Raw genomic sequence first — 26,771 nt, forward strand, 5'->3', positions numbered from 1 at the left:
GTACAACTAAATTTTGGGGAGCTTATCTTGTAGATTTCCACGGGGGGAAGGATAGGTTTCGTTGCCATCAGGCAAGAATCATTTGAACGGTTTCTCTCTGTTTGTTTTGATTGACTGCAATGCATTAAGTGCGTTGCAGTCTTTGTTTATGGGGCTGGCTGGTGCTTTCCCTGTCGGCACTGTTGATGACGGATGTTTTTTGAGTCGTGTCACCTTCATGACATGCGCGCTCGATACATTCGAACGCTTTTTTATTCAAACCCAATTCAGCTGCGAATGCACCTGAATTGCGGTAGCGTGCTTGCTTGTAAACCACTATCGCTGAAGTTGCTATGAACCGAGGATGTGTGAATTAAAACGATGAAGATTGCTATTGCGGGAACTGGATATGTAGGCCTCTCCAACGCCATGCTGCTCGCTCAGCATAATGAAGTGGTGGCGCTTGATATCGACAGCCAGAAGGTTGAGCTGCTTAATCGCAAACATTCGCCAATTGAGGATGCCGAGATTGAAGAGTACCTTCAGAGCAGGGATCTGAACTTCCGTGCTACGCTGAACAAACAGGAAGCCTACGCTGATGCCGATTACGTCATCATTGCAACTCCCACCGATTACGATCCCGAGACCAACTGCTTTAACACCAACTCCGTGGAGTCGGTAATCCGGGATGTCCTGAGTTTTAATCGCGATGCAGTGATGATTATCAAATCCACGGTTCCAGTAGGTTATACCGCCAAGAGCCGAGCCAAGTTCAATTGCGACAACCTTATTTTTTCGCCCGAATTCCTGCGTGAAGGCAGGGCGCTTCACGACAACCTCTATCCCTCACGCATTGTTGTAGGTGAGCGCTCCGAGCGTGCAGAAATATTTGCCAGACTCCTGGAGCAGGGGGCAATCAAGCAGGACGTTGATACGCTGTTCACAGACTCTACTGAGGCCGAGGCGATCAAGCTTTTCGCCAATACCTATCTGGCGATGCGGGTTGCCTATTTCAATGAATTGGACAGTTATGCAGCTACGCACGGCATGGACTCCAGGCAGATCATTCAGGGAGTCTGCCTCGATCCCCGCATTGGTGACTTTTACAACAACCCTTCATTTGGTTACGGCGGTTATTGCCTGCCCAAGGATACCAAGCAGCTGCTGGCCAACTACCAGGATGTGCCGCAGAACCTGATTAACGCCATCGTTGAGGCAAACACCACGCGAAAGGATTTTATCGCAGACAGCATCCTTAGGCGCAAACCCAAGGTTGTAGGAATACACCGCCTGATTATGAAGAGTGGGTCTGATAACTTCCGTGCTTCCAGCATTCAGGGCATCATGAAACGGATCAAGGCCAAGGGTGTCGAGGTCATCATTTATGAACCCAGTCTGGGTGAGAAAAGCTTTTTTAACTCTCGCGTGATTAGTGGGTTGGAGGAGTTCAAACAGCGCTCCGATCTGATAGTGGCCAACCGCATGTCCGATGATCTGATGGATGTGGAGAGCAAGGTCTACACACGCGACCTGTTTGGAAGTGATTAGGTTTGCTCTGAGTTATTAAGTTGAAGGCTTTAGAGTTCCTTCACTCGATTTTGCTGAATGTGCGTGGCAAAGTTGCAAAATTGGAAAGCAAAATGATGTGGGTGGCTTGATTCTTATTAAAAAAGGACTCAGGGCATAGATTTGATAATAAGCAATTATCGAAACTTAGAAAGACCTTTAATATCAGCCAGTTGGCTATGCCATATTGGAACGTTTTACATCTTAAGAGTGCCATTTGGATAAAAACAGCTTTCAGAAAATGAAAGGAAAACGGCTGATTGAGTTCCATTTTTATAGATCTTCTGGCTTGTGACCCACCAAGCAGTCGTGGTCGGGTTTGGGGTGTGAGAGAGTGTCCGATCTGGTGCCTGTACATTACAGCAGACAGGAATGTGGGCATTTTAACGCCACAGTTAATCACTATGTAAGTAACTGACAGCTGTTTTATTTGTTGCTACAACCTATTACCATTCCAAAAATTGTTTTGCGCCTCATGGTTGGCGCGAGTTTACGCTTAAGTATTACGGAGAAAATATGCGTTTTTGGTTACAAGTGTTGATGATTTCTTGGGTGCTGCTTCTACCACTTCATGCTGGTGCAATCACCCTTACGCCGGAGCAGATGAAGCAGCTTCAGCAGTTGTCACCCGAAGAGCGCTCAGCTTTAGCTAAACAGGCTGGTATTTCGGCTGGAGGCTCTTCGAAAGTTCAGGGTATTAATTCACCTCAGGTAATGGGCTCGCGAGCCACTGGTAGTGGCCCTATTGAAAATCAAGTTGGAAACAACACCGTCGACATGAAACAGCAGGACGCTGAAGTTTCCAGCTCTGCGAAAGTTGACCTGCCAGTGGAGAAGGTTTCCGGCACTGCAGGCGCGGACATTGCCGAAACCAAACGTGCGTTTGCCAATTTTGTCAGTGAATCAAAGCCCCTTACCGTTGATGCCAGCAATCTCAAACAGTTCGGCTACGACCTGTTTGCCGGTTCACCAACCACCTTTGCACCAGCCACTGATATCCCTGTTCCGCCTGAGTATGTACTAGGCCCAGGTGATGAACTTGAAGTACAGCTTTTTGGTGCAAAAAGCGAGCAGTTCACCCTTGTTGTGGACCGAGAAGGTGTTGTTGCATTTCCTGAAGTGGGCCCTGTCACCCTGGCAGGCATGAGTTATGCGGACGCCAAGGCGCAGCTGGCGCAACAGATTGGTGAAAAGATGATAGGGGTTACTGCCAGCATCAACATGGGTAAATTACGATCCATTCGCGTGTTTGCCCTTGGCGAAGTATCTCAGCCAGGCTCATATGTGGTGAGTGGACTTGCGACACTGTCGCATGCACTGCTTGTTTCCGGAGGAGTCAAGAAGATCGGTTCCCTTAGAAATATCCAATTAAAACGGAATGGCGAAGTCGTTGCCGCAATCGACCTGTACCGTTTCCTGCTCAGTGGCGACACCAGCGCTGATGTTCGCCTGCTGCCCGGTGATGTCGTTTTCGTGCCTCCAATTGGAACCACAGTAGGCATTGCTGGTGAAGTACTGCGTCCGGCAATTTATGAGGTGGGTAAGAGAAGCGATGTCGGAGATATTCTCAAGCTGGCTGGCGGCTTCCTTCCCAAGGCCTATCGCGAAAAAGCTCTGGTTGAGCGCATTAATGCATCTGGTGAACGATCAGTTATCAACATTAATCTTAAAGGCCAGGGTGGCAAAACACGCATCAAGAATGGCGATGTAATCAAAGTTTTCTCTGCACTGGATTATGAAGAGAACCCTGTGCTATTGATTGGCAATGTGAAGCGGCCTGGAAAATATGCATGGTCCAAGGGGTTAACGCTTGCCAAGTTATTGCCGAATCAAGAGACGCTACTTCCTGAAACCTATATGGAATATGGCGTCATAGAGCGTGAAGCTGCAGGGAACCGCGAGCCTGAGGTCGTTCGCTTCAAGTTAAGTTCTCTGTTTGCTTCTGCTAAGAAGGATCGGGTGGACGTTCAGTTAAAACCACGCGATAAGGTTTATGTTTTTCATCGAGAACATTTTCGCGAAGCTCCCAAGGTTAATATTGCAGGAAGTGTAAAATCACCCGGCTCATATGCACTGAAGAAGAGTATGCGCATACTGGATCTGATCCTGGCAGCGGGTGGAACCAACCGCAGCAGCTCTTTTGATGACGCAGAACTCTACCGTACAGACCCTGAGACCAAAGAGGTATCTATCTCCCGCTTTTCGCTTGCTGCCGCTCTTGATGGTCAAGCAGATACAAACATCCTGTTGCAAGATCTGGATAAGGTGGTTGTCCACTCTGTGTGGGAAGACAAACAGAGACATACTGTTCGAATTCATGGGGCGGTAAACAACCCAGGAGAATTCCAATTTGCAGGTTCGGAAATGCGCGTCTCTGATCTGATCTTTGCTGCAGGAAGCGTGACCGAACAGGCTTATATGCATAGAGCTGAAATCACCAGATATGAGGTTGTTGACGGAGAAAAACGACAAACATCCCACATTTCCGTTGCCCTTCGCGATGCCCTTCAGGGTAAGGAGCAGGCAAATCTGCTACTTCAGCCTTATGATGTACTGATGGTCCGCACCATCAGTAACTGGCGTTCAATTGAGCAGGTCACCTTGAAGGGGGAGTTTAGATTTCCTGGTACCTACACTGTTGAAGAGGGTGAAACGCTTGAGCAGGTCATAGAGCGTGCCGGAGGCCTTACAGAAGATGCCTTTGCCCCAGCAGCCGTGTTTTCAAGAGAGTCAATTCGGGCACAACAACAAAAGAACCTCAATGATTCAATCGATCGACTGGAAAAGGATATTGCTCAGGCCGAGATCACAAATACTTCAATCAACAACCCTGAGGTATTGGCTGATAAACAGAAGGGTCTAATCGCTGCTTCCAGAGCATTAACGACGTTGCGTGAAATGAAACCGTCTGGACGATTGCTTGTTGAGCTTGGAAGCGATGGTAAGCTGAAAGGCGATTCAACCTTGAAACTTACAGATGGAGACACCCTTTATGTGCCTAAGAGGCCTGATCAGGTGCTTGTAATGGGCGAGGTGTACAACCAGAACGCCATACTTTACCACAAGGGTCTGGATCGGGATGACTTTATCGATATGGCAGGTGGTACAACGAAAATGGCTGACAAAGATAGTATCTATATTGTCAGGGCGAACGGCTATGTGGAATCAGGAAGTGGATGGAGCAGCAATTACAAAATCTATCCAGGAGATACGATTATCGTTCCTCAAAGGCTAGATGTATTTAACCTGCTCGATACGACACTCGACTGGTCTAAGGTGCTGATGCAGATCGGTATCTTTACCGCATCCATGGTTACAGTGGGTATTCTCTGATGTCTGATAAGAAAAAAGAGACTCACCCAGAAAATCAGCCGCAATTACCCCCATATGATCCCCGCATGATGGCCGCCATGTATGGTATGCCGCAGGAAGATGAAATTGATTTGCTCGAGTACTGGCGTGTTATATGGGGAAAGAGAAAACAGATAATCTCAGTTGCATTTGCTGCGGCAGTAATTGCTGCAGGGATTTCACTACTGATGCCCAACTATTATCGAGCTGAAGTATTACTGGCGCCGGTGAAAGCAGAGGAGAGTAAGAGTGGAGGGCTATCATCGCTGGCAAATAGCTTTGGCGGACTGGCATCGCTTGCAGGCATTTCTCTGGGAGGCGGTGGCAGCGTAGAGGAAAACCTTGCTGTATTAAAGTCACGTGAATTTCTTTGGAAGTTTTTCAAAGATGAAAAGCTGATGCCAATTTTGTTCGAAAGTGATTGGGACGCTGATAGTAACAGGTGGGTAGAGAGTGACCCAGAAAAACAGCCGAGCCTTTGGGATGCCTATCGACTATTTACCGAAAAGGGATTATTACTTGTTTTGTCAGATAAAGACACAGGGTTGGTCAAAGTATCTGTTGAATGGAAAGATGAAAATCTAGCTGCTGCTTGGGCAAATTTGCTGATAGTCCGATTGAATAACCATCTCCGCCAGCAAGCAATAGAACGAAGCCAGGGAACCTTGAAATATCTGAAAGACGAGCTGGAAAGAACCCATATTGAGGATATGCGTCGTACTCTGTTTGAACTCATTGGCCAAGAGCAGAAGAAGGCAATGCTGGCTAATACGCAAAAACATTTTGCATTTCAGGTTCTGGACGCAGCAGCCCCACCGGATGAGAAAATCAAACCAAAGCGTTCATTAATCGTTGTGCTTGTGGCAATTGTAGTGGGGCTATTAATGGTGGTAGTTACTTTGGTGCGGGAAGGTCTACATCGCCAACGGAATGAGTAATCTCCTTTCTGAGGTCATTGTTTAAGCGACATTAATCAAAACAGCAATATAGTGTTGGGAGGGCTGTAACGACTAACTTTATTTAGTCGGCATCTGTTTTCTAGACATCCAATATGTTTGATAGAATTGGTTTACGGAGTTTTTTTGGGTTCAATGCATTATAGATCTGATATCGACGGGCTTAGGGCTATTGCAATAATCCCGGTCGTACTGTTTCACTTGGGGGCCTCAGCTTTTAGCGGTGGATTTGTAGGGGTGGACATCTTTTTTGTGATATCGGGTTTTCTTATCACATCAATTATTTTTCAAGAGATGGAACAAGGCCACTTTTCATTTGCACAGTTCTACGAGCGCCGAATCCGTAGGCTTTTCCCAGCTTTGTTTTTTGTAGTTATTGTTGTTGTCATTGCAGGTGCATTTCTCTTTGTGCCGGGAGATTTCCGCTCTTTATCGCAAAGTATAGTGGCTGCAACTGCTTTTTCAGCCAACCTGTTGTTCTGGGATCAATCCGGGTACTTTGATGCCTCAGCAGCAATGAAACCGCTATTGCATACATGGTCGCTATCTGTCGAAGAGCAGTTCTATATTGGATATCCCGTTATACTTTTATTACTGATTCGCTTCTTGCCCAAGCACCTCAGCGCAGTACTCATTCTTATTATGCTGGTTTCATTTGTTAGCAGTATCACGATCGTGTATTACAGTCAAGATAGCGCGTTTTATCTCCCTATATTTCGAGCGTGGGAGTTGTTACTTGGGGCACTGATAGCTCTGAACTTTATTCCTTCACCACAAACAAATTATCAACGACACTTACTCTCATTACTTGGTTTCTCTCTGATTCTGTATGCTGTTTTTGTCCTGTCAGAAGAGTCACTTTTTCCCGGAGTAAATGCAGTATACCCATGTCTTGGTGCAGCTCTTATCATATATGCAGGTAATGGAGGACATCCGTCTATAGTAGGAAAACTATTAGGTTGGCGACCTTTTGTGATGACTGGCCTGATTTCATATTCACTTTATCTATGGCACTGGCCTTTAATTGTTTTCACCAAGTACTACTTGATGAGGGAGTTAATTCCTGTTGAGCAGTTGACCGTTTTAATTATCTCTATTTTATTGGCTCTATTTTCATGGCGCTACATAGAACGTCCATTTCGTGGAAAGAGTGGCCTTCTGACCACGCCTAGGCTATTCAAAGTTTCAGCTGCATTGATGGTGGTTTTTATTGCTGCGGGATTGGCTGGTCATTTCACTTATGGTTTTTCTCAAAGGATGCCAGAAGAAGTAGAGAAGCTTGCTGAAACTGTACACAAGCCTTATCCGCTTCGCAGTTTGGAAGACAAAAAGATTCAAGCTAATGGTGGTAAAATATTTGCTCTTGGTGATTTTGACCATATTTCCCCCTCCTATCTTGTATGGGGAGACTCACATGCTTGGGCCCTTGGCCCCGCACTAGACGAAGTTGGCAAGAAAGAAAAGAAGGCTGGTTGGCTTATAAGCCATAATGGCTGCCCTTCATTATTAGGAGTTAACCTGTTTGAGTCTGGTGCGATTAAAAATGCGTGTGCTGATTCGAATGTTGCTGTAGTCAACTTTATCGAGAATAATCCAGAAATCCGCACGGTGTTTCTGGTTGCTCGCTGGGGAGTATATGCTAACGGCACTAGACTTTCAGGCGAGAAAAAGCCCCCTGTAGTTCTCACTGCTGATGGAGTAAAGTATAACGAAAAAATATTTCAAAAGGGCTTAGAGGACACACTTTCATTTTTGGAAAGTCGCAATATTAAAACATATTTTGTTTCAGATGTTCCGGCGATAGGTTGGGATGTTCCATCTATTCTGCTTAGGTCTAAACTGTTTGAGCGAAACCCACCATATACTCCTCCTCTTCTTGAAGAATATCAGGCTCGACAAAGCCCAGTGAATGATGCTCTAGGTATGTATAGGAATATGCAATTTCAGACGATCGACGTTTCACCTCTCTTTTGTCCTACAGGGCAATGCTTGGTTGAGTCAGAGGGTGGTTTGCTTTACCGAGATGATAATCATTTGAGTATCTTTGGAGCACATTTCGCCTCCAGATTGTTTGAAGGTTTAATGTGAGATGGGGTTGTTTTGTTTTTCAAAAAAACCACGATAAAGCCACTCGGTCTATTTCGAATATTGCTCTCAAAGGTGCTGCTGACATCTAGAGTATGCATAGGGAAAGTGCTGTGGGATTAAAGAAGCGATTTGTATCTGGTGCCATTTGGTCTGTTGCTCTCAAAGGTGCAGGCGCTGTGCTTGGTTTATCTGTATACGCCCTGCTTGCGAGGCTCCTTACAGTAGAAGATTTTGGAACATACTTGTTGATAATCAGCTTGATCACTTTTATGGCTATAGTTGTACAGGCAGGGATGGGCAAAGTTGCCCTTAAACTGGTTGCAGAATCACTTGCTCACGCCAACCCTGAACGTGCAGGTCATGTATTCAGAGCTACGTTTAGCAGCATTATTTTAGTTGCTATGTGCACAGCTGTTTTGTGGGGTTTGGTATTAAACGACTTTGTTTCCTTAAAAGCATTTCATTCCGATCAGATGGCCAGTTTGGGTTGGTGGAGCGCATCTTGGTTTGTATTGCTGGGCTTTATCCAGTACTTCTCTGATGTATTTAGGGGGGAGCAAAGTTTTTTTAGAGCCAGTCTTTTTCAAGGGACAGCGACCAGTATCATTACTGTCACGATATTTGGGTGTTATTATTTTTTGGGTAAGCAAATAGATTTATATATAGCCGTCCAGACAACACTATTTGCAACCTTGATAATTGCGATAATTGCATCAGGACTATTACACCGAAGGTTCTCTCTGATCGGCAGTATTGATTTGGTACCACAAAGTAAGTTATGGCCTGTTGCATGGCCAATTTTTATTGCGAGCGTGAGTGTTTTCGTTTCAAACCAGGCGGATTTGTGGATCTTGGGCATGCTTGCCTCGAAAGATGAAGTCGCGCTTTATGGTGCGGCATTACGAACAGTGCTGTTAATAACGATAGCTCCGCTTATTGTAAACTCGGTAATTCAACCGATGATTGTTGAGCTTTACACAAAGGGTGAAAAACAAAGTCTTCAACGTTTATTAGGTGCCACAGCCACAGCGACACTTGTACCATCAATTCTTCTGTTAATTGCTGTTATCTTGGCAGGAGATGAAATGCTAGCGTTTGTTTTTGGTGAACAATATGCTGGTGGAGCACTGATTTTTACTATCCTTTGTGCTGGCCGTACAATTGCTGTCTTTTCTGGTTCATGCGGTCAGTGCTTGATGTTAGGGGGGCATCAAAAGGCATTGATGCTGACTTCAATTTTGTTTGTAACGATGTCGATTGTTGTCGCTCTATTATTAGTGGAAAAATACGGGAGTCTTGGGGTGGCTATAGCATTTTCTGCAGGAACTGCCCTGCAGAACCTGACACAGGCAATACTGGTTAAACAGAGGATGGGAGTTTCCACTTTTGCGAGCACAGCGTACCTACGAGAAAAATTCCTGCATAACAAGAAGGCAAGTGACAAGTGATAATATCCCACAAGTATAAGTTCATTTTCATCAAAACTAAAAAAACAGCAGGTACCAGTATTGAGGTTTATCTGTCCAAGCTGTGTGGGCCTGATGCCATAGTGACTCCAATCTACCCTGCCATTGAAGGACATGTGCCAAGAAATTATAAGGGGTATTTCAATCCACTGCCGGATTTTCTCCATTATGGGTTTGGTAGATGGCTTCGGATAGCAGAAGAGTTGATCCATAGGCAGCGATTCTATCATCATATACCTGCATCACTGGTTCAAAACAGGATTCCAGATGGGATATGGAATAGTTATTATAAGTTCTGTGTAGAGCGCGATCCTTTTGATAAAACGCTTTCGCATTATTATATGTTGAAGACTCGGAGTGGCGGGAAGTTAACTCTTGAAGAGTATTTCAAGAGAGGAAGGTTCTGTCTAAATAAACCTCAGTACACCAATAGTAGAGGTGATGTCATAGTCGACCATATCCTTCGATACGAGGACTTGAATGCTGAACTTGGCTGTGTGTTTTCCAAGCTTGGCATTCCATATTCTGGGAGGCTTAGAGAGTCCGCTAAAGGTGAAGCTCGAAAGGATCGGCGTAGCTACGAAGAGATTCTTTCCTCAGAGCAAATAGCCCGCATCAACGAAGTTTTTGCCGATGAAATTCGTATAAAGGAGAATAGTTGGTGAAAAAAGTTATTGTCAATGCCTTACCGAAGTCCGGAACTAATCTATTGGCCAAGAGTCTGAGGTTGATGGGGTACCGAGAGCAGGGAGCAATTGGAAGTTTTCTTGTTTCGAACACAACTTTTAAAGGGAGGGTTAGACGCTTTCTTTGGAGGAATCCTAATGACTCCTATATCGTAGGTATCGACTCTCCGGTGCTTTTACCCAAAAGTGCTATCCACAGAATTCTCGGGAATGTAGACGAAAATGGCTTTCTCTCATCCCATTTAGGGTATAGCGATGAACTGCTGCTAAAGATATTAGAAATGGACTACGTGCCCGTACTCGTTATTCGCGACCCACGGGCCGTTCTGGCATCTTTTATTCCATTTGTTGTTAGCTACAAGCCTCATGCTTTGAATGAGGCATTTATTAACATGTCACAAGAGGAGCGATATCAGGCAGCTCTTCATGGAGGGCGCTTCGGATCGGTAGAGCTTGCATCCATGCTTGCTAGATGTAATGCCTTGGACCCATGGTATACGCACAATGCTGTCATGAAAGTTCGCTTTGAGGATATTGTAGGTTCAAGAGGAGGGGGCGATGATACGGTCCAGATGCAGACGCTGCAGAGGCTCTGTCAGGCCCTTGAACTTCCTCAAGAACGAGCGGAAATCGTTGCCAAACAGCTTTTTGGCCCCGGTAGAGGTACTTTCAGAAAAGGGCAGGTCGACTCCTGGAGAGAAGAACTACCAAATGAGATCATTAACCAGACGGAACAAGAACTAACTCCAATATTGCAGCGTTGGGGCTACATTTGATTCTGCAGCACCTAGATAAAGGGGGAAGAGCTTGAAAGTATTGGACAATACAGTCATGCCAGTTTTTATTTTTTCGTTACCGCGTTCAGGTTCAACGTTACTGCAACGATTGTTGGCATCGCATAATCAGGTTTCAACAGCATCGGAAACCTGGCTGCTACTGCCGCTGCTCTATTCCCTACGCACACAAGGTATCTATACCGAGTATTGGCAGAAAACATCGGTGCTGGCACTCAATGATTTTATGGAAAGGCTTCCGAACGGTAAAGCAGATTATCAGGAGGCTATGCGCCAGTTAGCATTGCAACTATACACCAAGGCATCGGACGATGGCGCAAGCTACTTCTTGGATAAGACTCCGCGGTACCACCTTATCTCTGACGAGGTTTGTGAACTCTTCCCAGACGCCAAACTCATATTTCTCTGGCGTAATCCGTTATCAGTCATTGCATCGATCATGCAAAGCTTTGCTGACGGTAAATGGAATCTTTACTACTACAATATTGATCTTTTTACTGGTCTGGAAAATATTATTCATACATATGAAAACTATCGATCCTCTTCGCTTTCGGTTCACTTCGAGGCATTAATTAAGTCGCCGGAAGAGGAGTTGAAACGAATTAATGAATATTTAGAACTGGAGGATCATAGTCATATGGACCTTTCTAGTTCGCAGTTATCAGGAAAAATGGGAGATCCCACCGGGACTAAGCTATACTCACAGGTGAGTGCGGAACCACTGGGAAAATGGAAAGAGGTGATTTGCAATCGGCTTCGAAGACGATGGTGTCGAAAGTATTTAGAGAGGATAGGACGAGACCGTTGGCTGGCTATTGGATATGATATGGATGATATGATCGCAGAACTAAATGCTGTACCGATGTCATCTCGCTTTTTGGTATCAGATGTTGTCCGTATTACCTATGGGACTCTATTACCTTTTCTTAGCCCAAGAAGCTTAAAAGAAAAAGCAGCGCTCCTTCCCGATTTCAACAAGATATACCCTTCCTATTGAGTTGATGACTACTATGGGTGAATACAAACCAGATAAAACCTCAGGAGCGATGTCATTTAAATCGTGTTTGAAGGTGTCTTCAGCAGGATTAAATGATTTTGCATTGGTCTTTATTTTGGTCTGTCTCTCCGGGAACATGTTCTTTCTGGCCGATGGGCGTGATGCTATTTTATATACTGTTTTTGCACTAATGCTTATGCTGGCTATAGCTCTTCGTTCATCAACGATTCATAAAAGATTTCTCTTGGTTGCTATTGTTTTTACAATAATCTTTGTCGGTCAGGCCATTTCATTATCATTGATACCTGTAATCACAATTGCCGGTTTTTTCATGAAGTTGGTTATCGCTTATGGAGTATTGCGCCTAGTTGCTGATTTTCCGAAAACATTTGTTTATGTAATGGCCTTTGTGTCAGTGGTCAGCTTTCTGTTCTATATACCAGAACGTATATTAAGCCTTTTCAATGTAGACCCCAGACATCTGTTCTTGCCGTTAAGTGAATTCATGAATGTTACAGTATCAGGAGCTAATGAACGAATTCATATTGGTATATACAATTTTCAGACCGGTGAAAATGCATCAAGAAATGCTGCGTTTTTCTGGGAGCCGGGAGCATTTGCGGGATACTTGATTCTGGCAGTTGTTTTTCTCTCCATTTGTAAAGAGAGGTTTACAAGTGTTGTTACCAAGAGCTTTTTGTCTTTATTTACAATCGCATTGCTAACTACGCAATCAACTATGGGAATAGTTGTGTTACCATTTGCGTTGCTTCTATTCATAGAATTAAGGTTTTCCACTCCCATTTCTAAAAGAAACTCCATGATTGTCATTTTGACTGCCGGATTTCTCTTAATAGCGTTCGCTATTTCAGCTTCAAAGCTTGATTTTGTAGGGGAGAAAATTGTCCGCCTTTACTCAATGGGAGTGAATCAAGATGCCGGATGGCAAGCTAGCCGATTTGGGGCGATGATTTTCGATGCTGCATATATTCAGGTTCACCCTTTAACTGGTTGGGGGCAAAACATGGAGACCCAGTTTCAGTTGAATGAAGATATGGATCGATTTGCTCTTGGCAATGGAATGACCGGTTTTGTACGACAAATGGGACTACTTGGAATGGGTGTGTTTTTGTATGCATCCTGGCTGGGGTTTCGATCATGCAGGCAGGCAAAAGGCAAAACATCGTTAATTGTATTTGTTGTCCTGTTAGCACTAAATGGGGAGTATTTCCTTCTGTATCCATTGTTTATGAGTTTGATGTTCTTGGGTTTAGGAAAAAGTGGCAGGGAGCCTGTATTGAGGAATGGATATGCTTAGTCCGAATGATATATTGTCGATTAACTTCAAGGTCCTATTTCAGAGACAATCAAAATATCCTGTGAGTACGGCATGAAAATATCCATTGTTACAGCCAGTTATAATGCTGAGGCCCACGTCGAAGCAGCTTTGGATTCTGTGCTGTCACAGCATTACTCCGATCTCGAATACATTGTGATTGATGGAGCTTCAAAGGATGCCACATTCCAAGTTGTTGAGAAGTGTTCGGATGGAATTGCCTACTGTGTCAGTGAACCAGATGAAGGACAATATCATGCTATTCAGAAGGGCTTAGACAGGGCAAGCGGTGAAATCATGGCATGGCTTAATGCGGACGACATTTATATGCCGTGGACTTTTTCTGTTGTGGCTGAAATTTTCGAGAAATATCCTGAAGTGCAATGGATTACGGGACTTCCTGGCTTCATGAATGAACAGGGGCAATACACTGGCGTTCATGCAAGTGCTGCAGCCTATCCACAGCATTATATTTGTAATGGCTGGTATCAGGAGCATCTGGCTGGATACCTTCAGCAGGAGAGCATGTTCTGGCGGCGGAGCTTGTGGGAAAAGACCTCAGGTCTTGACTTGTCACTAGATCTTGCTGCTGATTTCAAACTCTGGACCGAATTTGCGAAGCATGCAGAATTGGTGCAGATCACAACGCCGCTGGCTGCATTTCGTAAACGACCTGGAGTGCAAAAATCCTCGCTCGACTCGGATGGCTATCGCAACGAAGTTGCCACTGTATGTGAAACATTGCCTCGGCCGCCCACACTTTGGAGTAAGATTGCATCCATCGGTGTTGCTGCCCGTAGCTTATGTCGGTTAGTGCAGGTTCGACAGGCAAAGGTAATTGCTTACGTCGATAGCACGCAATCATGGGAGATGGTTTCACTGCTGCGGCCAATCTCCAGAGTTGGACTTGGGCAAATGTTTCTCGAATACAGAGTCCGCAACAAAAATTCAAGGATTTTGAACAAATGAATAGTATTAATCAGCATCGTTTCACACCATCTGAACTGCTTGCAATTCAGACACAGGAAGACTTCAGTGACTTCCTAATCCACAAGGCACTAGAACAGTATGAGGCTGAGTGTAAAGCTGCGGGTGCTTCATTAGGTAGAGTTCTTGCCATTTGTGCTACGGAACGAGAGGCCTCTAACTTCGGCCGTTACGCCTTTGATTCGATCACTCTGACAGGTCTTCACGATCAGGATGCTTCGTTATCAAAATTTATCGATGCCGATCCCCGGATGCGTTATGAACGTCAAAATGGAGAGGCGCTATCCTACGAAAATCAATCTTATGATCTCGTGTTTTGTAAATCAGGGCTACACCACTTTGCGCGTCCGGTGCTTGGGCTATACGAGATGCTCCGCGTGTGCAAAAGATGCGTAGCTTTTATCGAACCTTACGAAACACAGGTGAGCCGCCTGTTTGATGGTATGGGCTTACGCTCTATTTATGAGCGTGACGAATCCATGAATATCGATTCAAGGGATAACTATGTGTTCCGTTGGGACCGTAGAATGCTGGAGCAAGTTTTGAACAGCTACTATTTGGAATCAGGCTACTCCTTGAAGATGGGTATTGGCTGGATGAGCAACAGATTCAATGCTCATTCCAAGTCGATGATCCGCACTGCAGCAGCCTTATCTGGGTATTTATTCTCATGGATTCCTGGCTGTGGTGGCAATCAGGTGATTTGTATGATTACTCCGGGCAGCAGTTTGCCTCCTGATGCCATGGCGATTCCCGACTCACTCCATGTATTGGCGGAAGCTTCAACAAACTGTGATGGCTCGAAAGGATAATCCATGTCTATCGTATCCAACATGCTCATGCTGCGCCGTAGGCTTAGGAAGGAGTTGCAATATGCAGCTATGCGACATGTCTTTCCGATCACAGATACAGAGCGTGTGATTGCATCACACTCGAATAGAATCTTTGCTAACAGTATTCCGAAAGCAGGAACAAATTTGTTGAGCCGACTTTTGAAGCTGATGCCGAATGTCGTGCCGTGGTGGACCTATCATATAGATGAAACGATTCCGGGTTATAGCCACCAATTGTCTTCTGGCAGAAAGGGGCAGGTCATTACAGCACATCTTCCTTGGTCACCATCTCTTTTACAAGAATTGGAACATTTGGAGTTTCGCAAACTACTCATCGTTCGTGACATGCGGGACGTGGCGGTATCCGGCGCCTATTACGTTACACACATGGATCGCTCCCATCCACTGCACGATTACCTTAATTCCCTGCCAAATGATGACGAACGCTTGATGGCAATGATTAAAGGTGTTGCGGCAGAACATTATCCAGGCGGCCAAATTCCACCAATGTGGGAGAATGATTCATACAAATCCTTCCTTCCCTGGGTGGATGATCCGGACAACTTGTTAGTGAGGTTCGAAGATCTTATTGGCGCCATGGGTGGTGGAGATGACAACCTTCAGGAGAAAACGATTCGTAAAATCGCCTCGCATATCGGTACGGATCTCGATGCTGAACAGTTTGAACACATACGCTCATCCCTTTTTTCCACCTCATCAAGAACATTCCGTAAAGGCCAGGTGGGAGAGTGGAGAAATCATTTCAATGAAGCGCATAAACAGGCGTTCAAGGATATGTCCGGCTATATGTTAATTCGTATGGGCTATGAAAAAAATAATGACTGGTGAGGTAGGAGGTGAAATGAACACTGAATCGATTCTTGGATATCCGATCATCCAAGACAATTCAGCATCATGCATCGGCCTGTTGCGGCAATGGGTTTTGAAAGGGAAAAAAGGAAAGTATCTTGCCTGTGCCAATCCTCATTCACTTGCTGTCGCCGAAAGTGACCTAGACTTTCATGAGGCACTGATCCATGCAGATATTTTAGTTCCTGATGGGTCAGGAATCATTCTGGCATCACGCATGTTGGGTGGTGGTATAAGGGAACGTATAACCGGGTCGGATATTTTCTATGGGCTTAGTTCTGAAATGAATAAGCTAGAAGGGCGAAGCTGTTTCTTTCTCGGCTCTACAGAGGAGAGTCTAGGTAAAATCTCGGATAAATTTCAGAAGCAATATCCACACGTGCGCTTGGAGGGCACCTATTCACCTCCTTATAAATCTGCCTTTGATGATGTGGATAATGAGCAAATGATTGCCGCCGTAAACGCAACATCTCCTGATATATTGTGGGTTGGCATGAGTGCTCCTAAGCAGGAAAAATGGATTTTCGAGAACAGGGCGAGGCTGAATGCATCAGTTATTGTAGCTATTGGTGCGGTGTTTGACTTCTATATAGGTAATGTAAAGCGTTCACATCCGGTTTTTCAGAAAATTGGACTTGAATGGTTGCCTCGATTGTTACAGGAACCGAAAAGGCTATGGCGAAGGACGTTCATTTCCGCTCCAAGATTCCTTATTGCTGTGGTGAAGCAATGCATATCACGTAATTATTAGTCAGAAAATACGCAGGTGGTTTTACTGTCCGCTTCAAAGTATGCCCCTGACGCAGAGATGAGATCAACGTGAAGAATGACATTCAGGTCAATTTATGGGGGCACCTAATAATTTTTGGCTAGAATACGTAGGCTTTTTCATTCCCATGGTTTTCTATTTTGTCATGCATGGGGGGGGCTATGCTGAGCCAAATTGATGACCTCGATTTCCACATGAAAATCATGCTATCTTTACCTTTGAAAGAAAGGTGCATCTTTCATTCACCTGCCCAGTAAGTATTCCCGGAGGTATAGATTGCCGCATTTCTAGCTTCTGGGGACATTTTCCAAAACCCCCAAATTCCAGCGATCATACCTCTTCCATTTGCCCCGACATTATTAGACATATATTTTGTGAAATTACTAATAGTAGAAGCCTTATTCCATGTTGTTCCTACAACTTGAAATCCTTCGCTGGCAAAAGATTTTGAGGATGGGAATTCAACCTGCTTATCTTTATAGTGCCAATCTGCTATCACAATATCTTTTGGGATTTCCTGCCTCAAAGGCTTGCCATAATCAGGAATGTTGCCATTCAACCCTATTATGCGCATGTTTGGGTGCTCTGAGTGAGAAACTAACATATCTCCCCACATCCACGTCTCAATACCTTTGTTTTTCAAGTGACGGTAAATTGTTAAAACATCTTTTAGAAATAAATCTGCAGGTAGTATTGCTTGATTTGAGTGTTCCATTTTCTTGGCCTGTTTAGGATAACAGCCAGAGACTTCACTATGACCAATATGAAGTTTGTTTGGCTGGAATACGTCGATGATTTCCTCAAGAAACGAAAAGACAAACTGGTAGTTTTGTGGATCATTAGGATTGTATGTGTCTTTGTTGTACATCGTATGTGGTATTCCAAGGCGTTGAGCATGAAGCATGAGTCCACCATGCGACTGACGTGTGAGCAGGTTAACGACTGGAATAACTTCCAAACCACTCTCGTTCGAATAGGTAATAATCTCTTTAATTTCAGATATTGAAATTGCATCTGAAGGAGTTACTCCTTTTAATGTTTCAAATGCGATGCGTTTGTTGATATAAAGGAACACAGCATTCATTCGAGCTTTCCGTGCAGTAGATATTGCTGCCTTTATATCAGATGCTGTGACTCCTGGGCCGGGTGTAATCAAAAAACCACGAAATTTTAGTGCTGGCCAATCAATAATTTCACTATCAAGTATAACCCCTTCGCTCCTGTTTATAGTTTCTTCCAAAATAGACAGGGCATGCAATGCGCCATACTCATCTGTGACTAGGATTTGGACATTGTTATGGTCCGTTTTCATCCAGAATCCCTCCCTTTGTCCTTCGAGGGCTTTGCGAACCCTATCTGGAAGAGAGCTTTTGTTATTGATGAGCATGACATTGATTGTTGTTGGTTTTGTATTTATTGGCAGTTTGGAAATTGATTGACGAATTTCATTAATGAATGCCCCGTACTTGATCGAGATGCTCTCAGGCAGGTTGAGTTGCGAATTTCCACTTATTCTTGTGACACCTTCATTAAGATCATATATTTTTACAGGCAATGGGATATCTAGCGAATAAGCAGAGCTAGAGTGCATGAAACAATAAAATATCGCTGCTAAATATAGAAAAACGAATTTATTTGGTTTGAAGGGGGTGATGCTATAGATCATACTAGAACTTCCTTTTACCAATACGCGAAGTTAGCTTTGCATATATTAGTTACACTTGATCATAAACTTGTCCAAGCTTATACGGTCAAGGGTGTGTAGTAGTCAAATAATATATTATCTTTAAAACAGGAAATTAAACTATGAAAAGGGCATTGATCACCGGCGTGACTGGGCAGGATGGGTCTTATCTTGCGGAACTTCTACTGGAAAAAGGATATGAAGTGCATGGCATCAAACGTCGTGCTTCTTCATTTAATACACAGCGAGTGGATCAAATTTATCAAGATCCACATGTGGAGAATAAACGCTTTGTTCTGCATTACGGCGACCTGACTGACACATCAAACCTGACACGTATCCTGCAGGAGGTGCAGCCGGACGAGGTTTACAATCTGGGTGCGCAGTCACATGTGGCAGTGAGTTTTGAGTCCCCTGAATATACAGCCGATGTAGATGGAATCGGTACCCTTCGACTCCTGGAAGCAATCAGGCTATTGGGCATGGAAAAGAGGGTGAAATTCTACCAGGCATCGACATCCGAGTTATTTGGAGAAGTGCAGGAGATTCCGCAGAAAGAGACTACCCCCTTTTATCCACGTTCCCCTTATGCAGTAGCCAAGATGTATGCCTACTGGATCGTGGTGAACTACCGTGAATCCTACGGTATGTATGCCTGCAATGGCATTCTATTTAACCACGAGTCACCGCGCCGTGGCGAGACCTTTGTGACGCGCAAAATCACGCGCGGACTCTCCAATATCGCTCAGGGGCTCGAGCCCTGCCTCTACATGGGTAACATGGATGCATTGCGTGACTGGGGCCATGCCAGGGACTATGTGCGTATGCAGTGGATGATGCTGCAGCAGGATAAGCCAGAGGACTTCGTCATAGCCACAGGGGTGCAATACTCTGTTCGTCAGTTCATAGAGTGGTCAGCCCTGGAACTTGGGGTCACATTACGCTTTGAAGGTTCAGGCGTTGAAGAGAGAGGGGTGGTAACACATATCGAAGGGGATAAAGCACCAGCTCTTAAGGTCGGTGATGTCGTTGTTCAAGTTGACCCTCGTTATTTCCGTCCTGCTGAAGTAGAAACACTGCTGGGCGACCCGAGTAAAGCAAAAGAGAAGCTAGGCTGGACCCCTGAAATCACCGTGCAGGAGATGTGCGCTGAAATGGTAGCAGAAGACCTTAAATCAGCTCAACGCCATGCACTATTGAAAGCGCATGGCCATGATGTTCCTGTCGCTGTTGAAAACTGATAGGTAAGCAAATGAAAATCTATGTAGCAGGCCACCGTGGCATGGTGGGCGCAGCAATTATACGCCAAATTGAAGCACGCAAAGACGCAGGTGAAAAACTCGAAATTCTGACGCGCACGCATGCAGAATTGGATCTGACCGAGCAAGCCACCGTGCGTGAATTTCTAGCGGCAGAACGTCCGGATATGGTAATTGTTGCGGCCGCCAAAGTAGGGGGGATTCATGCCAACAACACCTATCCGGCTGAATTCATCTACGACAACCTGATGATCGAGTGCAATCTTATTCATCAGGCTTGGTCAGCAGGTGTACAAAAACTTCTGTTTCTTGGTAGCTCCTGTATCTATCCGCGTATGGCAGAGCAACCTATGCGCGAAGATGCTCTGCTTACGGGTACGCTGGAATCGACCAATGAACCATATGCTGTTGCCAAGATTGCCGGCATCAAGCTCTGCGAAAGCTATAACCGCCAGTATGGCGTTGATTATCGCTCCGTCATGCCAACGAACCTTTACGGACCTGGTGACAACTTTCACCCGGAGAACTCACATGTGGTGCCGGCATTGATCCGGCGCTTCCACGAGGCAGTGCAAACCGATACTTCTGAAGTTGTGATATGGGGTAGCGGCACACCATTCCGTGAATTTCTGCATGTAGATGACATGGCCGCTGCATCACTGTTTGTACTCGATCTGCCATCCGATATTTATCAGGCGAATACGCAGCCGATGCTCTCCCATATTAATGTGGGTAGTGGCCAGGAAGTAAGCATTGCAGAGTTAGCCCATTTGGTAGGAGAGGTTACTGGCTTTAAAGGTGAGATTCGTTTCGATTCGACCAAACCTGACGGCACACCGCGCAAATTGATGGATAGCTCCCGTCTGGCCAATATGGGTTGGTCTTCTGCCATCGGATTGAGAGAGGGGCTGGCGGATGCCTACCAGTGGTTCTTAGCGACTCAGGGTACTGCACGACAATAGCAGGTGAACTTTCGAAACCTTCGAGTGTAATGCCGACTCAACACAGAATGAGAATCTATCGCCAAGTCAGTATTGTTTAATGATTTAAATCTTGGTTGCCTCAATAAGACCGAAGCGGCGCTTAGTTTAACCTTATTAGTTTGGTACTAATTGGTGACGTAAAAGAATATTAATAAAGGGTGAAATTTCAGTTATGAGCATATCCATTAAGGGAATAATTTTGGCAGGTGGGTCAGGAAGCCGCTTGTGGCCTCTCTCCAGACAGCAGTTGCCCAAACAGTTTCTGAAGCTAAGTGGTGCAGCCAGTATGCTCAGCGCTACGATAGGACGCCTTTCTCCGTTAGTGGCGAAGGATGATGTCTGGGTGGTGACAGGTGAGTCCCATGCGACAGGTGAGGCGTTCTCGGAGCTTGAAGGCTTGAATCAGATTATGGAACCCTGTGGCCGTAATACGGCGCCTGCAATTGCTGTGGCTGCTGCCCTGATGCAGGACCTCAGTGGAGATGATCCGATTATGGTGGTTCTGCCCGCTGATCATATTGTGGCTGACAAGGATGCTTTTCAGGCGTGCCTGAACAAGGCCGTAGAGGTTGCCCAGGGCGACAGACTGGTGACGTTTGGAATTGTTCCAACCCAGCCTGAAACAGGTTTCGGGTATATTCAGGCCGAAGCATCCGGTCAAGGCGATATCCAGAATGTACTGCGTTTTGTTGAGAAACCTGACCTTGAAAATGCCCAACGCATGCTGGATGACGGCAACTACTACTGGAACTCGGGCATGTTTGTCTGGAAGGCCTCAGTAATTCTTGAAGAGGTGGAAAAGTATATCCCAGAAATGACTGCGCTTTTGAATGGTATGAGAGCGCGCTGGAACGGCGGAGAGTTGTGGCAGGAGGTAGTGCGCGACTCCTTTGATAAGATGCCGGATGTTTCTATCGATTACGGCATCATGGAGAAATCACAGCGTGTTTCACTGGTGCCCGCAGATATCGGCTGGTCCGATGTTGGTAGTTGGGATGCCGTCCACGAGATTGCCGAGCATGACGTGAATGGTAACGATATCAGCGGTAATGTGCTGGCCATTGACTGTCATAACACATTGCTGCGCAGTGAACGCAGCCTGATCGCTGCCATTGGCATTGACGACATCATTGCCGTTGAAACACCCGATGCCATCCTTCTCTGCAGAGCGGGTGAGAGCCAGCGGGTCAGGGAGATTGTTGATTCCCTGAAACTTGGAAAGGAACGATATCACCTTGAGCATGTCACCGTACGCCGGCCATGGGGCAGTTATACGGTGCTTGAAGGCCGTGCTGACGGATACCAGATCAAACGCCTTGAAGTACAGCCTGGAGCACGCCTGAGTATGCAGGCGCACCAGCACCGCTCGGAGCACTGGGTGGTCGTAGCGGGTACTGCCACCGTGACCTGTGGTGAGCTGGTCAAAACGGTTGCCAAGAACGAAAGTGCCTATATCAGCATTGGTGAGACCCATCGTCTTGAAAATCGAGGCAAGATACCGTTGCACCTGATCGAGGTGCAGGTGGGCGATTATCTTGGAGAAGATGATATCGAACGCTTTGAGGACATCTACGGGCGAACCTGAAATTGAATAGAGAATAGTTGCCCAAGGGTGCTATAGATAGGGTCTTCATCTCTGACCGCTTGTTTGAGCGCGTTAGATTTCTGACCATGTCCTCAAGTACCTCAGTGCAGTTGATTCGGTACGCCAACCGCCTCTCAACATAATCTTCTCTAGACCATATCCATCGTTAAGCAGGTCGAGCGCAGCTCCCACACGGAATGAGTGGCCGCTCAATTCCCTCTCAATATTTTGAAAGGCATGCTGCTGAATCTCCTTCAACAGTTTGCTGATTGATGAGGGGGATAAGTGATCTCCAGCCTGTCCATGCCGGTTGATGCGTCTCAGAATATAGCCACCCGTTGCAGCAATACTTTCTTTCCAGTTTAAGATCGTATCATAAAGCTCTCTGCTGATTGGGATTACTTTTCCTTCGCCGTACTGGTCTGTTTTGGAGAAGTTGAGCCGAATCGCGGTCTGCTTGTTTGGCAGGGTAATGGCGTCCTCAAATTTAAAGTCGCAAATCTCTGAGCGCCTTCTCATCGTTTCATAGCCAAGAAGAAGCATGACGCGGTTGCGCTGCCCGATAAGGCTGCCATCACATGTGGCCAACATCTGTTCAAGAATATCTCGGGTGAGGGGAGCAGCCTGCTCCTGAGCCCTTCCAATCCTTCTGTGCATCCTTTTCAGTGCGAGAATGACCTCGGGGTCATTAGTTGGATCAGGATTCCTTGAGAGCTTAAATATGGAGCACAAGCTAGCGATTCGCCGACGTATAGTGGCGCTCCTTAAGGTCAGTGACATTTCATCGACGTATTGGGCAAGTGTTTCAGCATCCGTTGGGATTGGCTCTTTTCCCTTACTCCTGCTCCACAATTCAAACTGAATGAAGTCTGATCTGTAAGCCCGCATTGTATTTTCCGCAAAGGCTCCATCAAACTTCTTCAAGATTTCATCGATCATTTTGTAACTCCATTAAGCATGCTTGCTCAATTTCAGGTTCACTATTTGATGTAGATATTCCTGATTGCCGCCAAAACCGTTGGTCGGTTATGGGGTGCTTCACATTGTTTCGCCAGGGTTCAACTGCCGAAAAAAGCTGTTTTTGCATATCTAGTTCAGTACTAATCCGGTTTGCCATTTGCACCACAGTTGCTATAGGCATCTTTTCCTTATATCCCCAATGCTTAATAGGCTTATTCAAACTCCAAATATCACGCAACGCCTTGCCGAAATTTGGACAGTCATGATCTAAGCCTAATAGTGGCCAGTGCAACACTTTAAGCGTATCAATCATCTTTATGTGGCAGGCATTTCGCCCCATCTTCCTTGGTAGTATTATTCCAGCGTCATGAAACAGGGCGGCGACCGTGCCAATATCTCGGTCAATAATGTCCAGATATGGGCAGTCAGCGACTATTTCTGCACATTCAAGACTATGTTTTAATAACCCGCCTTCTATTGAGTGATGGGGATTATGAGTGGCAGCTATCGTACAAAATGGCAGGGCGAACTCTCTGCTTGAAAATACTTCATATATGAAACCTCTTAATTCGTCTGAACAGATAGACTCTACAAGATCAATTAGTCTATGAAGGTCTTCGGAGTGGCCAACCAAGGATTCAGGAATCGTTGTAAGGGCATCTTTTCGTGTAGGAGTAACTACATCCGCTGAATAGACATCTACGGTCTCATTGGGGGAGTTCAATTTCTTTTCCTTTCCGGTAATCATTACAACTTCATTGGCGTTAAATCTCAAGGGTCCTGAATAATTGTTCATCCAACAATTACAGACCACACGTTTGTATGCATTCTCAAGGGATAACCTTATGTAATCCCCTTGATTCATGGATGTCCGAAATTCACTGTCACAGACTGTGAATAGTCCTTCTGTTATATTTGTCGCATTAGTGTTGCTCTCAGCCAACTGTTTTACATCACTGTCGATCATGATATGTTACCTCTTATGGGAGATCCAATAGATCTTATGATACATAAAAGCTCACAAGAGTCAATAGGTGTTTCTTCATCTCAAATTAGGGCTGCTAGAGCACTGCTAGGGTGGAGTGGAAAAGATCTCGCTGAATTTTGTTCAGTCGGTTTGGCTACAATTCGCAGATACGAACAGGAAAATGGTTTAAAGAAAGCTAATCCGAGTGTTCTTAAAGCAATAATCAATTTATTTGAAAGTCATGGCATAGAATTTCTCGGCGACCCACTAGTTAACCCTGGTGTGATTCTTCACCTCGACCGCCAAGCAAAATAATTAGGTTATATTTAAACTTATAGGTTTGTTGACAGCACAATCCCTTTAAAGGCTTTGCCAAGCCACTTGGTTTTACTGATTCTCTGATAAGTATCATGAAGGCAGGCGTTAATAGATTTGTCCTTCATGCTCGCACGTGTAGTTGCCGACTTCTTACCTGGAAGTAGGGCATTAATTGTGGCGCCAGTTAATTCTTCTTCTCCAAAAACACTTGAGACCCTTTTCATAGCATGGGATTGAATAACATGAAATGTATGAATGTAAGTCCTAAAGGTGGTTTGTTGACCTAGATGCCCCATCAGCTTGCTAAGCCTGATGAGCGAAGAACCACAGTAGTTTGGAATAAGTTCCTCTAGTTCACCCGAGAACAGGTATGCGGCATTCCTGATGCTCCGTGCGTTGAATAATTCATGATGTTCATCTGTTAACGACTCAATCAGATCTGGGTAGCCGGCGCTATACATTCGAAGAAGCAGCCACGAGCATCCACTATGACGAAGTGAGTGAAGGACCATGGATTTTCCGAAATATGACTGAAGTAGTTTAATCGCCTCTCCGGATAAAGCGGACCTTGTAAACCTGTTTCTAACTTTATGTGGACCAAAGAGGGCGATCTCTTTCAAGTTGGCATCATCGGAAAACTGCTTGCGCCTGTAGTCATAATATTCTGAAACAATTTTCAGTGCGTATTCTGGCGCAGTAAGATGGAAAGGGGCTCTTCTGCGAGCAGATGCCGATTTTCCTTTCAGAATATTGATCCAAAGAAACTGTCTGCTTATCTCTAAATCCTTGAGCGTAAGGCGACTTATCTCACCTGATCTCAGGCATCCATAAAATGCCATCAGGTTAACTACTACTAGCATGTGTAAGAAATGGGATGGATCGTCCATTTCCATCACGATCCTAATATATGAGTCGAACTCGCTTAATCCGATCAATTCGTTCCTCGGTGTACCTCCGCCCCATTCCTCCTCAATGTATTTCAAATTCACATCGCTGAAATATCCATGCTCAAGGCCGTATCCATAAGCCTGGGTATAGGGCGTAGCTATCGATCGTCGGGTTTTTTCTGATTTGATGCTGTCCCGTGAAAGGGTATCCTCAAATAGAAGTTCATGGTCTTCAGACTCCCATTCGTCAATATTGATGCTATCCGGGTCATTGAGAATGCCATTGTAAAAGACGCGATTGAGGTAGTCGCAAACGGTTGATCCAGCAATTCCTTTTTCATCCACTTTGGCTCTAATCCAGTTAAGGGCTAGGTGGAGTGCGCTTTTCTGGTTTTCTGTTATAGCGTCAGCCTTCTGTAGGGCATTTTCAATGATTGCATGGAACTTGGCTTTGACTCCATACGAATTTATTGCCTGATGCTCCTTTACAACGCTTTTCACCTCGTTGCATACGGTCTTAATGACCAGCTTGCTTCTTCCTGACCAGTCAATGTCATCAACCTTTTCCACGGGTAGCTCTTTTATTTCCACGGTGGAAAGCGTTTTGCCACTATGAGGAAGCTGCATTACTTGCCTTTGAAAAAGGCCATGAGAGATCCTTCCTTCATCTCTTGTAAGTGCGTAGGACGATTCCCTAGGGTGCGCTGTGGGTAAGGTGTGTCCTGACTGGACTTTCCAAATGTATGGCTCCAGGCCAATACGCCTATTCAACACCGCATTTAATGGTGCAACTTTTCCAAAACTCTCCCAGGTTTCCGGAATGATAATGCCGGGCTTGTTTCTTTTAAAATCATCCTTGAACTTCTTATACATCTCTTTGATCTGTTGAAATGCATGACTGCGCCTCTTTCTTTCCCTGTCTGGAAAAAAAAGAAAGGGCTGCTTCATCCAGCCGGCCATTTTTAGCAGAAACGAGGCAAACAGGAGCTGGGTTGAACGGGGTAAATACAGGATACTGTAATTATCGGACGTGTCTTTTGGATGAACCCTGGTTCGGAACGAGAAGTTGGTCATCAAGTCACTTGGTTTTAACTCCGCAAGCATGGAATAAATGATGGGCTTGCCAAATGATGCCTCACATGAAGATGAGAAGGCTACGGCAAATGCAAACAGTTGTTCCTGGTCATGGTCTGCAGTTATTGCTGACTTAAGCCAATAGTCCCAGAAATACCTTCGCAGTTCTGTGACGGATCCGGACATAATGAATTCATTCTCTTTCTTGGTTAGGACTAACTTTCGTGGCTTCTTATTGGGAATGATTGGCAGGGCAGCATCGGATATCCCCATTTCATTGAGTCGATTTAAGACATCATGGAGGTAGTTATCTACTTTACGTTTGCTATGCCTGATTTCTTTCATGCTGGAAATTTCATTTTGAATGAACGATAGG

At 45.2% G+C, this 26,771-nt stretch carries 22 protein-coding genes; 18 read left to right on the forward strand and 4 right to left on the reverse strand.

Annotated features, from left to right (window positions below; all coding sequences use genetic code 11):
* The first annotated feature begins 61 nt into the window (after positions 1–61).
* From Ga0123461_RS12345 to Ga0123461_RS06150, 14 genes are all read left to right on the forward strand, one after another.
* Entirely contained in the window at positions 62–286 is a 225-nt protein-coding gene (locus Ga0123461_RS12345) for a hypothetical protein (RefSeq protein WP_157819254.1), read from the forward strand.
* A 74-nt stretch (positions 287–360) separates the two neighbouring features.
* A complete protein-coding gene (locus tag Ga0123461_RS06090) occupies positions 361–1,527 on the forward strand; it encodes a nucleotide sugar dehydrogenase (protein WP_100277519.1) in 1,167 nt (388 codons plus the stop codon).
* 534 nt (positions 1,528–2,061) lie between these two features.
* Entirely contained in the window at positions 2,062–4,878 is a 2,817-nt protein-coding gene (locus tag Ga0123461_RS06095; RefSeq protein WP_100277520.1) for an SLBB domain-containing protein, read from the forward strand.
* Positions 4,878–5,834 (forward strand): Wzz/FepE/Etk N-terminal domain-containing protein, encoded by a 957-nt coding sequence (locus Ga0123461_RS06100; RefSeq protein WP_100277521.1) that lies wholly within the window; start codon positions 4,878–4,880, stop codon positions 5,832–5,834. Before Ga0123461_RS06095 ends, Ga0123461_RS06100 begins: the two co-directional genes overlap by 1 nt.
* Positions 5,835–5,987: 153 nt before the next feature.
* Positions 5,988–7,940 (forward strand): acyltransferase family protein, encoded by a 1,953-nt coding sequence (locus Ga0123461_RS06105; RefSeq protein WP_100277522.1) that lies wholly within the window; start codon positions 5,988–5,990, stop codon positions 7,938–7,940.
* 110 nt (positions 7,941–8,050) lie between these two features.
* Positions 8,051–9,388 carry an oligosaccharide flippase family protein gene (locus Ga0123461_RS06110; RefSeq protein ID WP_157819256.1) on the forward strand — a complete coding sequence of 446 codons (1,338 nt, stop codon included), beginning with the start codon at positions 8,051–8,053 and terminating at the stop codon, positions 9,386–9,388.
* A complete protein-coding gene (locus tag Ga0123461_RS06115) occupies positions 9,385–10,071 on the forward strand; it encodes a sulfotransferase family 2 domain-containing protein (RefSeq protein ID WP_100277524.1) in 687 nt (228 codons plus the stop codon). Before Ga0123461_RS06110 ends, Ga0123461_RS06115 begins: the two co-directional genes overlap by 4 nt.
* A complete protein-coding gene (locus Ga0123461_RS06120; protein WP_100277525.1) occupies positions 10,068–10,868 on the forward strand; it encodes a sulfotransferase family protein in 801 nt (266 codons plus the stop codon). Before Ga0123461_RS06115 ends, Ga0123461_RS06120 begins: the two co-directional genes overlap by 4 nt.
* A gap of 31 nt (positions 10,869–10,899) precedes the next feature.
* Complete coding sequence (locus Ga0123461_RS06125; protein WP_100277526.1) at positions 10,900–11,883, forward strand: sulfotransferase family protein; 984 nt, start codon at positions 10,900–10,902, stop codon at positions 11,881–11,883.
* 4 nt (positions 11,884–11,887) lie between these two features.
* On the forward strand, positions 11,888–13,201 hold the full coding sequence (locus Ga0123461_RS06130) for a hypothetical protein (protein ID WP_232710406.1): 1,314 nt from the start codon (positions 11,888–11,890) through the stop codon (positions 13,199–13,201).
* 72 nt (positions 13,202–13,273) lie between these two features.
* On the forward strand, positions 13,274–14,188 hold the full coding sequence (locus Ga0123461_RS06135) for a glycosyltransferase (protein WP_100277528.1): 915 nt from the start codon (positions 13,274–13,276) through the stop codon (positions 14,186–14,188).
* Positions 14,185–15,018: a class I SAM-dependent methyltransferase gene (locus Ga0123461_RS06140; RefSeq protein WP_157819257.1), complete on the forward strand. Its 834-nt coding sequence runs from the start codon at positions 14,185–14,187 to the stop codon at positions 15,016–15,018. The genes Ga0123461_RS06135 and Ga0123461_RS06140 overlap by 4 nt, the downstream gene beginning before the upstream one ends.
* A gap of 3 nt (positions 15,019–15,021) precedes the next feature.
* The gene (locus Ga0123461_RS06145; protein ID WP_100277529.1) at positions 15,022–15,888 is read left to right on the forward strand and encodes a sulfotransferase domain-containing protein; all 867 of its coding nucleotides are present in this window, start codon (positions 15,022–15,024) and stop codon (positions 15,886–15,888) included.
* A gap of 13 nt (positions 15,889–15,901) precedes the next feature.
* Positions 15,902–16,660, forward strand: coding sequence for a WecB/TagA/CpsF family glycosyltransferase (locus Ga0123461_RS06150; RefSeq protein ID WP_100277530.1), 759 nt, complete (start codon positions 15,902–15,904; stop codon positions 16,658–16,660).
* Positions 16,661–16,916: 256 nt separating this feature from the next.
* Here the strand turns inward: Ga0123461_RS06150 and Ga0123461_RS06155 are convergent, their stop codons facing one another.
* Entirely contained in the window at positions 16,917–18,344 is a 1,428-nt protein-coding gene (locus tag Ga0123461_RS06155; RefSeq protein ID WP_100277531.1) for a family 20 glycosylhydrolase, read from the reverse strand.
* A gap of 140 nt (positions 18,345–18,484) precedes the next feature.
* Between Ga0123461_RS06155 and gmd the strand changes: the two genes are divergently transcribed.
* The 3 genes from gmd (at position 18,485) to Ga0123461_RS06170 (ending at position 22,189) form a co-directional block, all read left to right on the forward strand.
* Positions 18,485–19,603, forward strand: coding sequence for a GDP-mannose 4,6-dehydratase (gene gmd / locus Ga0123461_RS06160; RefSeq protein WP_100277532.1), 1,119 nt, complete (start codon positions 18,485–18,487; stop codon positions 19,601–19,603).
* Positions 19,604–19,614: 11 nt separating this feature from the next.
* Complete coding sequence (gene fcl, locus Ga0123461_RS06165) at positions 19,615–20,583, forward strand: GDP-L-fucose synthase (RefSeq protein WP_100277533.1); 969 nt, start codon at positions 19,615–19,617, stop codon at positions 20,581–20,583.
* Positions 20,584–20,776: 193 nt separating this feature from the next.
* Positions 20,777–22,189, forward strand: a complete 1,413-nt coding sequence (locus Ga0123461_RS06170; protein ID WP_100277534.1) for a mannose-1-phosphate guanylyltransferase/mannose-6-phosphate isomerase — start codon at positions 20,777–20,779, stop codon at positions 22,187–22,189.
* Between the two features lie 72 nt (positions 22,190–22,261).
* On the opposite strand, the gene Ga0123461_RS06175 is transcribed toward Ga0123461_RS06170, so the two are convergent.
* Together Ga0123461_RS06175 and Ga0123461_RS06180 are read right to left on the reverse strand one after the other, a co-directional pair.
* Positions 22,262–23,128 (reverse strand): tyrosine-type recombinase/integrase, encoded by an 867-nt coding sequence (locus Ga0123461_RS06175; protein WP_100277535.1) that lies wholly within the window; start codon positions 23,126–23,128, stop codon positions 22,262–22,264.
* Entirely contained in the window at positions 23,118–24,116 is a 999-nt protein-coding gene (locus tag Ga0123461_RS06180; protein ID WP_100277536.1) for a hypothetical protein, read from the reverse strand. The genes Ga0123461_RS06175 and Ga0123461_RS06180 overlap by 11 nt, the downstream gene beginning before the upstream one ends.
* A 15-nt stretch (positions 24,117–24,131) precedes the next feature.
* Here Ga0123461_RS06180 and Ga0123461_RS06185 point away from each other — a divergent pair, with 15 nt between their 5' ends.
* Positions 24,132–24,431 carry a helix-turn-helix domain-containing protein gene (locus Ga0123461_RS06185; RefSeq protein WP_198507143.1) on the forward strand — a complete coding sequence of 100 codons (300 nt, stop codon included), beginning with the start codon at positions 24,132–24,134 and terminating at the stop codon, positions 24,429–24,431.
* Positions 24,432–24,448: 17 nt separating this feature from the next.
* Here the strand turns inward: Ga0123461_RS06185 and Ga0123461_RS06190 are convergent, their stop codons facing one another.
* On the reverse strand, positions 24,449–26,740 hold the full coding sequence (locus Ga0123461_RS06190; protein ID WP_100277538.1) for a site-specific integrase: 2,292 nt from the start codon (positions 26,738–26,740) through the stop codon (positions 24,449–24,451).
* Positions 26,741–26,771: the final 31 nt, after the last annotated feature.

The sequence above is a fragment of the Mariprofundus aestuarium genome, from assembly GCF_002795805.1.
Taxonomy (GTDB): domain Bacteria; phylum Pseudomonadota; class Zetaproteobacteria; order Mariprofundales; family Mariprofundaceae; genus Mariprofundus; species Mariprofundus aestuarium.